Source organism: Epilithonimonas sp. (assembly GCF_056329745.1).
Genome location: NZ_JBWEYV010000006.1, coordinates 23,695 through 37,453, shown reverse-complemented (window position 1 = coordinate 37,453; position 13,759 = coordinate 23,695). Strand labels below are relative to the sequence as shown.

The following is a 13,759-nucleotide window of genomic DNA, read 5'->3' as shown; positions in this document are numbered from 1 at the left end:
CGCTAGGTACCTCACTTTTAAACCCTAATTCATATAATGAATTAGGGTTTTTTGTTACTCAAAACCACCACACCTTAGCGACGACTGCGTTTGGATAGTAAAAATGCAAAGGCTACACCAGCCAGTCCTGCCAATAATAATTGTTTGGTTGATTTTGAAGGAACAGGAATCATGGTTTCCCCGTAAATCCTTAATGGTTCTTTGGATGGCGTCAATACATTACCATCTGTATCCTTACTGCGATCTTTGGACATTAAAAGTTTAAAACCTGATGACAAAGTATTCATCATTACATTAGGAAAAAGCGAATACACATTTTTCATTATTACAGCCGAAACATCTGTATAGACCGCCTTCTTAGGATTTTTAGCCAATTTCACCATAGCGGTCGCTAATTTGTGAGGATCGGCCGCGGTTGGCGGAATTTTAAAATCGAGGCCAGAATATTTAGCAGAATGCGTGTTACCAGTTGATCTCTGAACACTTGGATATAAACCACATACATAAATATGAGGATAGGACGACACTTCACCTTGTAGACATTCGGTCATACCACGGATACCAAACTTTGACGCTGAGTACGCAGCACTGAAAGGTGCCGGCATCCACCCGCCAATGGATATATTATTAATTAAGATCCCAAAAGACTGTTTTTTGAAAATTGGGAGAATAGCTCTGGCACCATGCATATAACCCAAAAGATTGGTTTTGATAATCTGATCAAGAACTTCAGCAGGCATGTCCTCAAATTTTCCCGTTGCCATTACACCTGCATTATTAACCCAAACATCTATTTTACCGGTAATCTTAAGTGCTTCTTCTGCCAGGTTTTCCACCTGATTATATTCGGAAACATCTGTAGAAATACCAATCGCGAAAGCACCTTTGGCCTGACAGCGAGCGACAGCTTCATCAAGACCTTCCCGACCTCGTGCTGCTAAAACTAGATTATAACCTTCATCCGCAAACAATTCCGCAGCAGCCAAACCTACTCCACTTGTAGACCCTGTTATGACAACAGTTTTAATCGACTGATTATTATTATTTTCCATAAGAATTTTCTTAATAAACAGTCAAAGAATGTACCAGAAACAATTGATGCAGGGAGTGTCCTCCAAAATTATCTTTTCCTACAATATTTAATTTTGCATAAAAACTTCCACCTTAGATGTTAAAAAAATTAATGGTCGAATAGAATTTCAATCCCATTATTATAAATTATCAACCAAATTAACATTTGCGTCATATTTGGCCGGCCTTTTGTTTAAAGCAACAAACAATTTTCAATACAATTAATACTTATTTAGATGGAAGCGACAGAACTCAGACTCAATAATTTGCTGATGTACGACGATATTATTGTACCAATTATCGGCATGGAGAATAGCAGCGAAAGCGTTTTGGTAAAAATCAACCCAGAAACTGCTGTAGATTATAAAAAACTTAAACCTATTGCACTTACCGCAGAATGGTTTTCGAAACTGGGTTTTAAAGAAGCTTACCGCTCACCTACAAGAATCCGCTTTGACCTCCCTAATTACTGCAGGTATGATTTTGACTTGGATTCTAATAAAATATTGGAAGGATTCCTGTTCTTTGGCAATTATATCAAATGCCGCTACCTTCATCAGTTACAGAATATCTATTACACACTCACTGGTGAAGAATTGAAAATTGATTACGCTATACCAAAGACCCAAACCACTTTATCATAAATAAAAAACTGCTTTCTTTTGGAAGCAGTTTTTTTAACCCAAAAAAATCTGAATATAAAAATCAATAACAGACCGTTAGTTTCTGACATCTTCTTTACTTTTGTATAAAATTATTTAGAATTGAAAACCCACTTTATAGCAATTGGCGGTTCTGCGATGCACAATTTAGCCATTGCCCTCAAGGATAAAGGCTATCAGGTAACTGGTTCCGACGATGCTATTTTTGAACCTTCTAGATCACGCTTGGAAAAAAAAGGGATCCTTCCGAAAGAATTAGGCTGGTTCCCAGAAAAACTGACCAAAGATGTAGACGCTGTTATTCTCGGCATGCATGCCCATGCAGACAATCCTGAATTGGCAAAAGCTAAAGAGCTTGGTTTAAAAATCTATTCCTACCCAGAGTTTCTTTACGAACAGTCCAAGGAGAAAACCAGGGTCGTTATTGGTGGATCGCACGGCAAAACCACGATTACATCAATGATTCTTCATGTTCTGAATTTTCATCACAAAGATATCGACTACATGGTTGGAGCTCAACTGGAAGGTTTTGACTGTATGGTGAAAATAACAGACAAAAACGATTTCATGATCCTAGAAGGCGACGAATATCTTTCTTCTCCTATTGATCTACGGTCAAAATTTTTGCTCTATCAGCCGAATATTGCTTTAATATCTGGGATTGCCTGGGATCATATTAATGTTTTTAAAACATTTGATGATTATGTGGAGCAGTTTAGGAAATTTGTTGCAAGCATCACTCCCGGCGGCGTTCTAGTCTATAATGAGGAAGATCCCGAAGTAGTGAAAGTTGTAGACAATGCAGAAAATTACTTCCGTAAAATACCTTACAAAACACCTGACTACGAAATTGTTGATGGTATTGTAAACCTGAAAACCGACATGGGTGATATTCCATTATCTGTTTTTGGCAAGCACAACCTGCTGAATATGGAAGGCGCAAGGTTCATCTGCTCACAATTGGGCATTATGGAAGAGGATTTTTACGAAGCCATAATGAGTTTTAAAGGCGCCTCTAAGCGATTAGAAAAAGTAGAAAGAACAGACGGCGGCCTGCTCTACAAAGATTTTGCCCACGCACCAAGCAAGGTGAAGGCAACAGTAGCAGCCTTTGTGGAACAGTTTTCCAAAACAGAAACATTTGGATTTCTGGAATTGCATACCTACTCCAGTCTTAACCCTGTTTTTCTTGAACAGTATGACCATGCTCTAGACGGTCTAGATCACGCCGTGGTGTTCTACTCGGAAGAAGCCTTGAAAATCAAAAGAATGGAACCCATTTCACCAGAATTTATCAAAGAAAAATTCAAAAATCCGGGACTGAAAGTGTTTACCAATGCTACAGACCTTCATCGCTATTGGGAAACGCTTGACAAAACCAAAGGCGCTTACCTGATGATGAGCTCGGGTAATTTTGGTGGACTCGATTTATCTCAATAAAACAAAAAGGCCGTTTCAAACAATTGAACGGCCCTTTTTTTTCAAAAACAATTATTAATTTCTTCTATTTAAAAATATTCGCAATATATACCAAAACAATAACATGATAGAAGAAAACATTTGCAACGCCGCGCCTACATATTGTTCCTTGCCATAAACATTTTTGATATTATAAGTCTCGTATAAGATACTGGCACTCGCTAAACCAACCATTGCAAGCGAGAACCAAAGTCCCAAATTCCATCCAAAGACTGAACCTGCAACAATAACACCCAATGCTACAAACCCACCTATTACGATGATATTCCTAAGGAATGAAAAATCTTTGGTGGTGAAAAATACAGTTGCTGTAAGGCCTGCAAACATAAAAAGTGTCAGCAATGCAGCTTGAGTAATCACCTCTGGCGCATACAGACTTGCAATCCCCAACATGGGGAGAAAAATAACAGCCTCTATTAAAACATACAATGCCAGTCCCAGATATTGCGTATTTCTGGAAAGTGAAAACGATAATTTGGTTGCCAGCATAGATGCCAGCCAAAAAACACCAATCACCATCAACCAGATATATTTTCCAGAAACCATAGTCAAAACAGTCTCAAGCGGTATAGTTTTAAGCAATAGATACTCCACTATACCAAAAGCCAAAATAGCCACTGCAACGTGCATATAAGTTTTTCTGTAGAACTCAGCTCTTTCCACTTCAGATAGCTGAGATACCATTAATGAATTATTCATTTTTTTAAAATTTGTTATCTTCAAAGATAGCATTTTCATCGTACACAAAACAATCAACAAATCAAAACAAAATCTACATTGATAATAATGACTTTAACTCATTATTTAGAAAGATTACAAACTGCTATTAAGTGACATTTCTCAACATTAAGTAAATCAACTATTTTTTAAATTTGTAAAAATTCAAACAATAACAGAATTATGGCAGGTATTACGTCTTCTATAGGCAGAAAATATGCTATGGCACTTTCAGCAATGTTCTTGCTGATATTCTTGGTAATGCACTTAAGCGTTAACTTGATTTCCATTTTTAGTGAGAACAACTTTAATGTGGCATCACATTTTATGGGTTACAATCCGGCAGTCCAGTTTCTGATGCAACCGATTCTTATGTTCGCGGTACTTTTCCATTTCATCATGGGATTTGTTCTAGAGATTAGGAATAACAAGGCAAGACCTGTAAAATATGCAATGAACAATGGCTCAGCAAATTCTACATGGATGTCCAGAAACATGATTATCTCAGGAGCGGTTATTTTAGCATTCTTGGCATTGCACTTTTATGATTTTTGGATTCCGGAAGTGACTTACAAGTACATCCAAGGAAACAATCCTGATGAGCTGAGATACTGGGAAGAACTACACCACAAGTTTCACGATGTATGGAGAGTGGTTCTTTATGTTATTGCCTTCGTACTGTTAGGACTACACTTGGCACACGGTTTCCAGTCATCATTTCAATCGATTGGCGCAAGACATCCAAAATACACGCCTTTTATCAAGGCTTTCGGAAGCTGGTACTCTGTTATCATTCCGCTTGGATTCATCATTATCGCAATTTATCACTTCGTTACTCAATAATATAAAATAAAATTATGGGTTTAGATTCAAGAATTCCTGCTGGTCCTTTAATGGATAAATGGAAACATCATAAAGATCACATGAACCTGGTTGCACCAAACAACCGGGACAAAATAGACATTATCATTGTTGGGACAGGATTGGCTGGCGGTTCAGCTGCAGCCACGCTTGCCGAACAAGGATACAACGTTAAAGCTTTTTGCTATCAAGATTCTCCAAGGAGAGCACACTCTATCGCCGCACAAGGTGGTATTAATGCTGCTAAGAATTACCAGGGAGACGGTGACTCTACATACAGATTGTTTTATGACACGATCAAAGGTGGGGATTACCGCGCTAGAGAAGCCAACGTCTACAGATTAGCAGAAGTTTCGGCTAATATTATTGACCAATGCGTTTCTCAGGGTGTTCCTTTTGGTAGAGATTACGGCGGCCAGTTGGATAACCGTTCTTTCGGCGGTGTTCAGGTGAAAAGAACATTTTATGCCAAAGGACAAACAGGACAGCAGCTTTTATTAGGTGCATATTCTGCAATGAGCCGACAGATAGGTAAAGGAAGAATCAAGATGATGAACCGTCATGAAATGATGGAATTAGTGATTGTCGACGGAAAAGCAAGAGGTATTATCGCAAGAAACCTAGTTACCGGCGAGATCGAAAGACACTCTGCACATGCTGTTGTCATTGCATCGGGAGGTTATGGTAACGTTTACTTCTTATCTACCAACGCAATGGGATCCAATGTATCTGCAGCTTGGAAGATTCATAAAAAAGGAGCTTATTTTGCAAATCCTTGTTATGTACAGATTCACCCAACCTGTATCCCTGTTCACGGGACGCAGCAATCTAAACTGACATTGATGTCAGAATCGCTTAGAAACTCTGGAAGAATTTGGGTTCCTAAAAAGATTGAAGATGCAGTAGCGATCCGCGAAGGAAAACTGAGAGCTGAAAATATCAAAGAAGAAGACAGAGATTACTATTTGGAAAGACGTTATCCTGCTTTTGGAAACTTGGTTCCACGGGATGTTGCTTCCAGAGCTGGAAAAGAACGTTGCGATGCCGGTTTTGGTATCGAAAATAATGAAACTAAGGAAGGTGTTTTCCTAGATTTTTCAACAGAAATTATCAAAAAAGGGAAAGAAGCCGCGCTTGAAAAACATATCCACAACCCTACAGATCAGCAAATCTATGATCTTGGTAAAAAGTGGATTGAGGAAAAGTATGGTAACCTTTTCGTAATGTACGAGAAAATTACAGCAGACGATCCTTACAAAACACCAATGAAGATTTATCCAGCGGTTCACTACACCATGGGCGGTGTTTGGGTAGATTACAATTTGATGTCGACCATCCCAGGATGTTTTGTAATTGGTGAGGCCAATTTCTCAGATCATGGTGCCAACAGGCTGGGAGCTTCTGCCCTGATGCAAGGTTTGGCAGACGGTTATTTTGTATTGCCTTACACTATTGCTGATTACCTTTCATCGGACATCAGAACTGGAAAAATACCTACAAATACTCCAGAGTTCGATGAAGCGGAAAACAGCATCAAAGAAAAAATTAATTTCTTTATGACTAACAAAGGCACCCATTCAGTTGACTATTTCCATAAGGCTTTGGGACACATTATGTGGAACAAGGTGGGTATGGCAAGAACGCCTGAAGGCCTGAGAGAAGCTATCAAAGAGATAGAAGAAGTGAGAAATGACTTTTGGAAAAATGTAAAAGTTCCTGGTGAAGCAGATAACTTAAATCCTGAACTTGAAAAAGCGTTTCGGGTGGCTGATTTCTTGGAACTTGGACAACTAATGGCAATTGATGCCCTTGATAGAAATGAATCTTGCGGAGGCCACTTCCGTGAAGACCACTCTACTCCAGATGGGGAAGCAGAGCGTGATGACGAGCATTACAAATATGTTGCAGCATGGCAATATAATGGTGCAGACATCAATGCAGAAACCGTGCATAAAGAAGAGCTTGTATATGAAAATATAGAAGTGAAAACAAGAAGTTATAAATAATCTCCATTTAAAAATATATAAAAATGAGTGCAAAAAAAGGCTTAAATCTTACGCTGAAAATTTGGAGACAAAAAAATAATAAATCGAAAGGACAATTCGAAACTTATAAAATATCGGATGTTTCCACAGACTCTTCATTCTTGGAGATGCTGGATATCCTAAACGAGCAGCTGATCAGCGAAGGAAAGGATCCTGTAGCGTTTGATCACGATTGCCGAGAGGGTATTTGCGGAATGTGTTCTTTATATATCAATGGTAGGGCACATGGTCCTGATACAGGAATCACTACCTGCCAATTGCATATGCGACATTTCAAGGATGGTGAAACAATCCATATAGAACCTTGGAGAAGTGCTGCTTTTCCTGTAATTAAAGACCTTGTGGTTGACAGAAGTGCGTTTGACAGGGTAATGGCCGCTGGCGGTTTTATTTCTGTTAATACTTCGGGTAACACCACAGATGCCAACAATATGCTTGTGCCTAAAGAAGATTCTGATAAGGCGATGGATGCGGCAGCTTGTATTGGCTGTGGTGCTTGCGTAGCAACTTGTAAAAATGGTTCTGCAATGCTTTTCGTGGGGGCAAAAGTTTCCCAATTTGCATTGTTGCCTCAGGGGCGTGTAGAAGCTAAAAGAAGGGTTCTAAACATGGTTCAGGCCATGGATGATGAAGGCTTTGGAAACTGTTCCAACACAGGTGCATGTGAAGTAGAATGTCCAAAAGGTATATCGCTTGAAAACATTGCGAGAATGAACCGCGAATTTGCTGTGGCTAATCTTACAACAGCGGATTCTTAATAACAATAATAATTTAACATAAAAAACCGATTGTGTCACAATCGGTTTTTTTATGATTAAAAAATAGTTTCGTGTAAATAAGATTGTGAGATTACAAATCAAACACACTTGGCCTTTTTGTAATAATGCAGTCTTTTATCCAAAGGGAAAAAGCTAATCCAAGATAAAACAGAAAGAAAATACCTGCGGTTGCAAACGTAGAATAAATAAAAAAGATCCTCAGTTTAGATACAGGTATTCCGAGTTTTGTACCGTATCTCGTAAGTACACCAAACCACTCTTTCTCCATCTTGTGCCTTAGGCTATTGATAATCTTGGGTTCTTTCATAATAAGATAATATTAGTCCTCCTTCAACAATTGAAAACCGATACTGCAATTTAAGCATTTTTTATGACTACAAAATGTTTTATACTGGTAAAGAAATGCCTGACTTTGCATCGCATTCTTAAAATCTACTCCTAGATGAGCCCATTGATCTAGAACGGAATTCTTTTCCGCCTTTAGTTGTCTGTAAAATTCTAGGATATTATCAGCAACTTCTGGGTCAGAATTTTTATGGTAAAAATATTTAACAGGCAACACAGCGTTAATAATGATTAAATCGATAAAAGCACGACTCAAAACTTTTTTGTTGACAACCTTTGAAACTGTCCCAAAATTAAAATGATTGTTCCAGTAGTCCGATGCAACAACACGATTAAAAATCTTGTAAAAATCATCCAAAGAGTCGGCCTCTATAAACTTCGAAAAAAGATTAGGGACAGAGCTATAAAGTGAAGCCAACTGAGCAAGCCGTATTGTGGGGAAGTTAGGCGGCCGCAGTTTTGAAAACTTGGGATGAAACCTTACATTGCCTAAACCGAATTTATGATTCAAAAAATCAAATTCCCGTTTCCATTGATTCATCATATCATCTTTTGGAATTTCCAGAAAACCACACATCCCAAAAAATAAGGCTTCTAGCTGAAGCGGATTCTGCCTTACTTTTTGGATGATTGAAAAATCCAGGCTTTCTGCCAGCTGCAGAAAAATTTCAGCGTTAATCTTCAAGCCAAAACTATAGGCCAAATGTTGGAAAAGAATGGCCTCATAATTATTTTGATTGTTAATCATTGACACGGCCAACCGATCTGCCTTTTCATCCAGCTTTTTAAGCAAAATTTGCTCTTCAAAAATCAATGGAATTTTGTTTTTATTAAACAGCCGCTCACATGGGATAAACTGATGCGTGAAGCTTAAAGTCTGATGCATTTTGATGAGGTTTTCATCTATATAACCTTTGAGTTCAAGCGTTGGCACATGCTGCTTCTCCAGTTCTGGGATTTCACAATCATTAATGTAAACTGCATGGAGAATGAGATTTTCAAACTCGGGATTGCCGGAATGATTATGAAAAAACCAATCCGAAGATTTGGTATGGATCTCAATATTACCCACCAAAAGAAGTCCTTCTATCCTAATCCTAGCCAATAGAAAATCAGGTCCCGAATTTCTGTTCCAAGTACCAAAATCCAATATTTCAATTGGTTGGCCAGAGATAGATACAAAATCAAAGCACTTAAATTTTTTAAAATTCCAGAGGTATTGTAATAGTTCTTCATTCATTGACAATCAATTTTAAGTGAATAAAAAAACCTCTCGGAGCACATCCGAAAGGTTTAAATTACAAAATATTTTAATGTAACTAACTTTTTATCAGTAATTTATTTGATTTCTGCTTCTGCCAGTTTTGCATTTTCAAATTGGGCAATGGTGTTTTTATACATCTCGATATAAATGGGAAGGATATTTTTGAGATCAAATTTCATAGCCTGTTTTTTGGCATTATCTTTCATTTGATTAAGAAGATTATCATCACTCAAAAGCTTAATGCAATAGTTAGACATCGCCTCGACATTTCCAATTTCCGCTAAAAATCCTGTTTCTCCTTGGATATTAACTTCCGGGATTCCGCCGGCGTTGCTACTAATCACAGGGGTTCTGGCGGCCATAGCTTCCAATGCTGCCAATCCAAAGCTTTCTTGCTCCGACGGCAAAAGAAATACATCCGAAAGCTGCAGGATATGATACAGATTATTGACTTTCCCCAGCAACTTGATATGGCCAATCAGTTCAGGGTTGTGCTCTAGGAATTCGGAAATTTTTTCCATTTCCGGGCCTTCACCTATAATGATTAATTTAGATTTAACTTTTCGGTTAACATTTTTAAAAATCTCCAAGACATCCTGAATCCTTTTTACAGGCCTAAGATTAGACACATGAATCAGGATCTTCTCATCCGGGCTGGCAAACTGTTCACGCTGGCAACTGGTGCAATGCTCAAATTCTGTATTATCGATAAAGTTGGTTATCACCTGAATCTCTTTCTTGATATGAAAAAACTGCAACGTATCTTTCTTCAAACTTTCGGAAACCGAAGTAATGTTATCACTCTGGTTAATAGAAAATTCCACAGCATGTTTATAACTCGGATGCTGACCAACCAGCGTAATATCTGTCCCGTGGAGTGTTGTTACCAGAGGCACATCTTTGTCCTCGGCTTTCAGCATTTGTTTTGCCGTAAAAGCAGCGTAAGCGTAAGGGATTGCATAATGAGCATGCAAAATATCCAGTTTGTAAAGGTTAACAACGCGGTAGATCATAGACGACAGAGCGATGTCATAAGGCTGATATTGGAACAAAGGGTAAGTCTGGACATTAACTTTATGAAAAAAAATGTTAGGGTTGGTAACATCCAAGCGAGCCGGCAACGCCGAACTGATAAAATGGACTTCATAACCCTTATCCGCAAGGCTCATGCCCAATTCTGTGGCTACAATGCCGCTACCGCCATATGTGGGATAGCAAAGTATTCCTATTTTCATTGATTTTCAATTAGGTAAAAGTTTGATGACTTTTGCGGTGATAAATTTAGTCAATTACCACCTTAGATTTTGTGGCTGCCGAACTATTTTTTCTATCACCTTGATTGCCTGAACCCAAAGCTTCAACATCTATTCCTGTTCCAAATTTTAACTGGTCATTTACCAAAACCGGCAATCGTCCCAAAATTTTGGTTTCACCAAAAAGTGCTTTGGCAGTAGCAATCATGGCGTCATCGTTATTTTCGTAAGAAACTAAAACTGTTGATAATTTAGATAAATCAAGGTCTTTCAAAGCATAAGGACTTCCAAAAACATCCAGGATAATATTCTGATTTTTACTCAGTTCATTGATAATCCTTTTGCCTGTATCGGAAATCTTATACGGTTTATACGCGGTGGAATTATCTTTGTGAAGCCCCACAATCACTGTAGAATTCGCCGGAATACTTGCTATTGCATTAGGCTTTTTTAAAATCACATGCTTATTATTTACCAACTGGTTATAAAATGTTTGATAAGGCGCTTCTTCCAAAGGCACATAATAATAAATGGCCTGTTGATTCAGCGGTAACAATTTTTTTTCATCCTTAATTAATGTCAGTGCATTGGCATACATCTTTTGTACAAGCACAGTATGCGACGCATTGTTAAGGTCAACATCAATATTGGTAGGATTGACATTATTATAATGATCAAGACCAAGGTAATATTTGGTCAAGAGAATTTTTTTAACACTCTCCTCTACTCTAGCCTGTGGAATCTCTCCATTGTCAATGGCTTTCTGAATCAGTTTTTTTCCGGTCGCAACATCTTGAGAAAAAAGCATGAGGTCATTTCCCGCCTTGAAAGCCATAGCATCTAGCTCGCCGGCTTTATATTTGTTGGCCACAGCTCCCATATTAAGAGCATCGGTAATAATCAAACCTTTGTAACCTAATTTCTCTTTCAATAGTCCGGTAACAATTTTCTCAGAGACCGATGCGGGAACTCCTTTCTTATCTTCCAAACTCGGAACATAAAGATGCGCTACCATCACACCGCCAATACCTTTGTTCACCAAAGCTTTAAAAGGTGCCAGCTCTATTTTCTCCAAACGCTCCATTTGATGGGAAACCACGGGCAAATCCAAATGCGAGTCTTTATCCGTATCGCCATGACCTGGGAAATGCTTGATTGCTGCTAGAATACTATTGTCCTGCAAGCCATCAGAATAAGCCAGCGCAGAAGCCACTACATTCTCCACATCAGAACCAAAACTTCGGTTGCCAATAATTGGATTATTAGGATTTGTATTAACATCGACAACAGGCGCAAAATCCCAGTTAATGCCCATTCTCCTACAATCTGCTGCAATCTTAGCGGCCATCTCTGTAATCAAACCTTTATCCTGAATGGCACCCAAGGTAATCGCCCAAGGATATTTATGTGCTTTGGCAATCCGCTGGAAAACGCCCCATTCTGCATCCATCCCAATCACTAATGGAACTTTTGACTGTGCCTGAAACTCATTGACGAGATTAATTTCCCGCGTAGCATTGTCCTGCATCAGGATTAATCCACCAATTTTTTCTCTGTTGACGATATTTCTAACCTGGCTAATATGTGCCTCATCCTTATTGGTGTAAAGTGCTACTATAAAAAGCTGACCCAACTTCTCGTCCTGCGACATATTATTGTAAGTTTGCACAACCCAGTTATTGGCTTTTTTAATTTCGGAATCCGAAATGTTTTTAGGCTGATATTGTGCATTATAAAATTTTGAAGATAGAATTAGAATCAGCAGACTTAACCTTTTCATTGTTTGGGAATCTATAATTTTAAAAAGTTTCCATAAAGATATTAATTCATTTGATAATAGCTATTTTTGTGGTCTGTAATTTGTAGTCAACGTATAACATAAATAATTAAACTCATGAAAAAATTTTGGCCTTTTTTGCTCCTTTTGATATCCAGCATGGTTATTTGGAGCTGTGATAGAGATAACAAAGTAGATAACGATACTATCTCCAGCGTACTAGAGTACCCCAACGTTAATTTTAGCTATAATAATGATGATGGATGGAATTTTTATAAAACATTTGGTTCACTACCTGTGAGTAACTCCGATGTAGCTTTAATCTATTTAAAAACTGACACTTCAAAAAACGGTTCACCAATATGGACACCGCTTCCTGCAAAATTCAACCCAGTTGTGAATAATGTTTCTCAAGAGGTATATTATGACTTTGATTTCACGGTTAACGATTTTAAAGTTTATGTGCGTGGTACTTACGATTTGTCAACAACGCCTAACTTTTTAAATGGTCAAACTTTCCGCGTAGTACTTGTGCCAGGTGGATTTGCTAATAAAGGGGTAAAAGAAGATTTATCTAAATTGTCCTATGACGAAGTGATTCAAAGATATAACATTAATGATTCTAACGTAAAAATCATTAAGTAAAATCTTAAGATAAATAACCGTTCAAGTTTGGACGGTTTTTTTTATGACAATAATATATACTAATTTGGTATGAATTGATATTTTTATTTCTATATTTGTTCTTCATTAATTCAAAAAATAACAAAAATATGTCAATTAAACTTGGTGATACCGCACCTAATTTTACATCGGAAAGCAGCTTGGGAACAATAAATTTTTACGACTACCTGGGTGACTCATGGGGCATTTTATTCTCTCATCCTGCAGATTACACCCCTGTTTGTACTACAGAACTGGGGCGGACATCTCAATTAAAACCAGAGTTTGAAAAAAGGAATACCAAAGTATTAGCATTGAGCGTAGACGGCGTAGATAACCACAAAGGTTGGATATCTGATATTAATGAAACGCAGGATACATTGTTAGAATTTCCTATTATAGCAGATGAGAACAAAAATGTATCAGAACTATACGATTTTATCCATCCCAATGCCAATGCATCACTTACTGTAAGATCCCTTTTAATTATCGATCCCAATAAAAAAGTTAGGCTTATTATCACTTATCCGGCTTCTACGGGGAGAAACTTTACAGAAATCTTACGTGTTCTGGATTCTTTGCAACTGGTGGATAATTTTGGGATCGCAACACCGGTGGATTGGAAAGATGGTGAAGATGTCATTATACCACCAGCTGTATCACAAGAAGACGCAGAAAAAAAATTCTCAAAAGGTGTGAAAGTGGTAAAACCCTACCTTAGATATACGCCACAACCCAACAAATAACAATAATATTATAGGTCAACAATGGTCGGGAAGTAATTTCCGAACCTTTTTTGGTGAATACAATGGTACCAGTTAACAAATTTTAACAAGTATTTTT

13 protein-coding genes are annotated in these 13,759 nt (G+C 37.9%); 7 read left to right on the top strand and 6 right to left on the bottom strand.

What is annotated here, in order from left to right:
• Positions 1 to 74: 74 nt before the first annotated feature.
• Positions 75 to 1,052 (bottom strand): SDR family oxidoreductase, encoded by a 978-nt coding sequence (locus AC00Y6_RS05975; protein ID WP_474489707.1) that lies wholly within the window; start codon positions 1,050 to 1,052, stop codon positions 75 to 77.
• A 255-nt stretch (positions 1,053 to 1,307) separates the two neighbouring features.
• Here AC00Y6_RS05975 and AC00Y6_RS05970 point away from each other — a divergent pair, with 255 nt between their 5' ends.
• Together AC00Y6_RS05970 and AC00Y6_RS05965 are read left to right on the top strand one after the other, a co-directional pair.
• Complete coding sequence (locus tag AC00Y6_RS05970) at positions 1,308 to 1,715, top strand: hypothetical protein (protein ID WP_474489706.1); 408 nt, start codon at positions 1,308 to 1,310, stop codon at positions 1,713 to 1,715.
• A 120-nt stretch (positions 1,716 to 1,835) separates the two neighbouring features.
• A complete protein-coding gene (locus tag AC00Y6_RS05965; RefSeq protein ID WP_474489705.1) occupies positions 1,836 to 3,173 on the top strand; it encodes a UDP-N-acetylmuramate--L-alanine ligase in 1,338 nt (445 codons plus the stop codon).
• 54 nt (positions 3,174 to 3,227) lie between these two features.
• On the opposite strand, the gene AC00Y6_RS05960 is transcribed toward AC00Y6_RS05965, so the two are convergent.
• The gene (locus AC00Y6_RS05960; protein WP_474489704.1) at positions 3,228 to 3,911 is read right to left on the bottom strand and encodes a Bax inhibitor-1/YccA family protein; all 684 of its coding nucleotides are present in this window, start codon (positions 3,909 to 3,911) and stop codon (positions 3,228 to 3,230) included.
• 201 nt (positions 3,912 to 4,112) lie between these two features.
• On the opposite strand from AC00Y6_RS05960, the gene AC00Y6_RS05955 reads away from it, so the two are divergent.
• Genes AC00Y6_RS05955 through AC00Y6_RS05945 form a run of 3 tightly spaced genes read left to right on the top strand, consistent with a single transcriptional unit; the run spans position 4,113 to position 7,593 of the window.
• On the top strand, positions 4,113 to 4,772 hold the full coding sequence (locus AC00Y6_RS05955) for a succinate dehydrogenase cytochrome b subunit (RefSeq protein WP_474489703.1): 660 nt from the start codon (positions 4,113 to 4,115) through the stop codon (positions 4,770 to 4,772).
• A 14-nt stretch (positions 4,773 to 4,786) separates the two neighbouring features.
• Positions 4,787 to 6,796: a fumarate reductase/succinate dehydrogenase flavoprotein subunit gene (locus AC00Y6_RS05950; protein ID WP_474489702.1), complete on the top strand. Its 2,010-nt coding sequence runs from the start codon at positions 4,787 to 4,789 to the stop codon at positions 6,794 to 6,796.
• Positions 6,797 to 6,819: 23 nt separating this feature from the next.
• Positions 6,820 to 7,593, top strand: a complete 774-nt coding sequence (locus tag AC00Y6_RS05945) for a succinate dehydrogenase/fumarate reductase iron-sulfur subunit (RefSeq protein WP_474489701.1) — start codon at positions 6,820 to 6,822, stop codon at positions 7,591 to 7,593.
• Between the two features lie 91 nt (positions 7,594 to 7,684).
• Here the strand turns inward: AC00Y6_RS05945 and AC00Y6_RS05940 are convergent, their stop codons facing one another.
• The 4 genes from AC00Y6_RS05940 to AC00Y6_RS05925 form a co-directional block, all read right to left on the bottom strand.
• The gene (locus AC00Y6_RS05940) at positions 7,685 to 7,921 is read right to left on the bottom strand and encodes a PspC family transcriptional regulator (protein WP_474489700.1); all 237 of its coding nucleotides are present in this window, start codon (positions 7,919 to 7,921) and stop codon (positions 7,685 to 7,687) included.
• Positions 7,922 to 7,933: 12 nt separating this feature from the next.
• Positions 7,934 to 9,199, bottom strand: coding sequence for a DUF2851 family protein (locus tag AC00Y6_RS05935; RefSeq protein WP_474489699.1), 1,266 nt, complete (start codon positions 9,197 to 9,199; stop codon positions 7,934 to 7,936).
• 98 nt (positions 9,200 to 9,297) lie between these two features.
• A complete protein-coding gene (gene bshA, locus AC00Y6_RS05930) occupies positions 9,298 to 10,458 on the bottom strand; it encodes an N-acetyl-alpha-D-glucosaminyl L-malate synthase BshA (protein ID WP_474489698.1) in 1,161 nt (386 codons plus the stop codon).
• A gap of 46 nt (positions 10,459 to 10,504) precedes the next feature.
• Positions 10,505 to 12,256, bottom strand: coding sequence for a glycoside hydrolase family 3 protein (locus tag AC00Y6_RS05925; protein WP_474489697.1), 1,752 nt, complete (start codon positions 12,254 to 12,256; stop codon positions 10,505 to 10,507).
• A gap of 114 nt (positions 12,257 to 12,370) precedes the next feature.
• On the opposite strand from AC00Y6_RS05925, the gene AC00Y6_RS05920 reads away from it, so the two are divergent.
• Complete coding sequence (locus AC00Y6_RS05920; protein ID WP_474489696.1) at positions 12,371 to 12,898, top strand: hypothetical protein; 528 nt, start codon at positions 12,371 to 12,373, stop codon at positions 12,896 to 12,898.
• A gap of 128 nt (positions 12,899 to 13,026) precedes the next feature.
• Complete coding sequence (locus AC00Y6_RS05915; RefSeq protein ID WP_474489695.1) at positions 13,027 to 13,662, top strand: peroxiredoxin; 636 nt, start codon at positions 13,027 to 13,029, stop codon at positions 13,660 to 13,662.
• Positions 13,663 to 13,759: the final 97 nt, after the last annotated feature.

What these genes read in the sequence shown, in the direction of transcription:
- AC00Y6_RS05975 (WP_474489707.1), bottom strand. Translation starts at nt 1,052, where the DNA reads ATGGAAAATAATAATAATCAGTCGATTAAAACTGTTGTCATAACAGGG.
- AC00Y6_RS05970 (WP_474489706.1), top strand. Translation starts at nt 1,308, where the DNA reads ATGGAAGCGACAGAACTCAGACTCAATAATTTGCTGATGTACGACGAT.
- AC00Y6_RS05960 (WP_474489704.1), bottom strand. Translation starts at nt 3,911, where the DNA reads ATGAATAATTCATTAATGGTATCTCAGCTATCTGAAGTGGAAAGAGCT.
- AC00Y6_RS05955 (WP_474489703.1), top strand. Translation starts at nt 4,113, where the DNA reads ATGGCAGGTATTACGTCTTCTATAGGCAGAAAATATGCTATGGCACTT.
- AC00Y6_RS05950 (WP_474489702.1), top strand. Translation starts at nt 4,787, where the DNA reads ATGGGTTTAGATTCAAGAATTCCTGCTGGTCCTTTAATGGATAAATGG.
- AC00Y6_RS05945 (WP_474489701.1), top strand. Translation starts at nt 6,820, where the DNA reads ATGAGTGCAAAAAAAGGCTTAAATCTTACGCTGAAAATTTGGAGACAA.
- AC00Y6_RS05940 (WP_474489700.1), bottom strand. Translation starts at nt 7,921, where the DNA reads ATGAAAGAACCCAAGATTATCAATAGCCTAAGGCACAAGATGGAGAAA.
- AC00Y6_RS05935 (WP_474489699.1), bottom strand. Translation starts at nt 9,199, where the DNA reads ATGAATGAAGAACTATTACAATACCTCTGGAATTTTAAAAAATTTAAG.
- bshA (WP_474489698.1), bottom strand. Translation starts at nt 10,458, where the DNA reads ATGAAAATAGGAATACTTTGCTATCCCACATATGGCGGTAGCGGCATT.
- AC00Y6_RS05925 (WP_474489697.1), bottom strand. Translation starts at nt 12,256, where the DNA reads ATGAAAAGGTTAAGTCTGCTGATTCTAATTCTATCTTCAAAATTTTAT.
- AC00Y6_RS05920 (WP_474489696.1), top strand. Translation starts at nt 12,371, where the DNA reads ATGAAAAAATTTTGGCCTTTTTTGCTCCTTTTGATATCCAGCATGGTT.
- AC00Y6_RS05915 (WP_474489695.1), top strand. Translation starts at nt 13,027, where the DNA reads ATGTCAATTAAACTTGGTGATACCGCACCTAATTTTACATCGGAAAGC.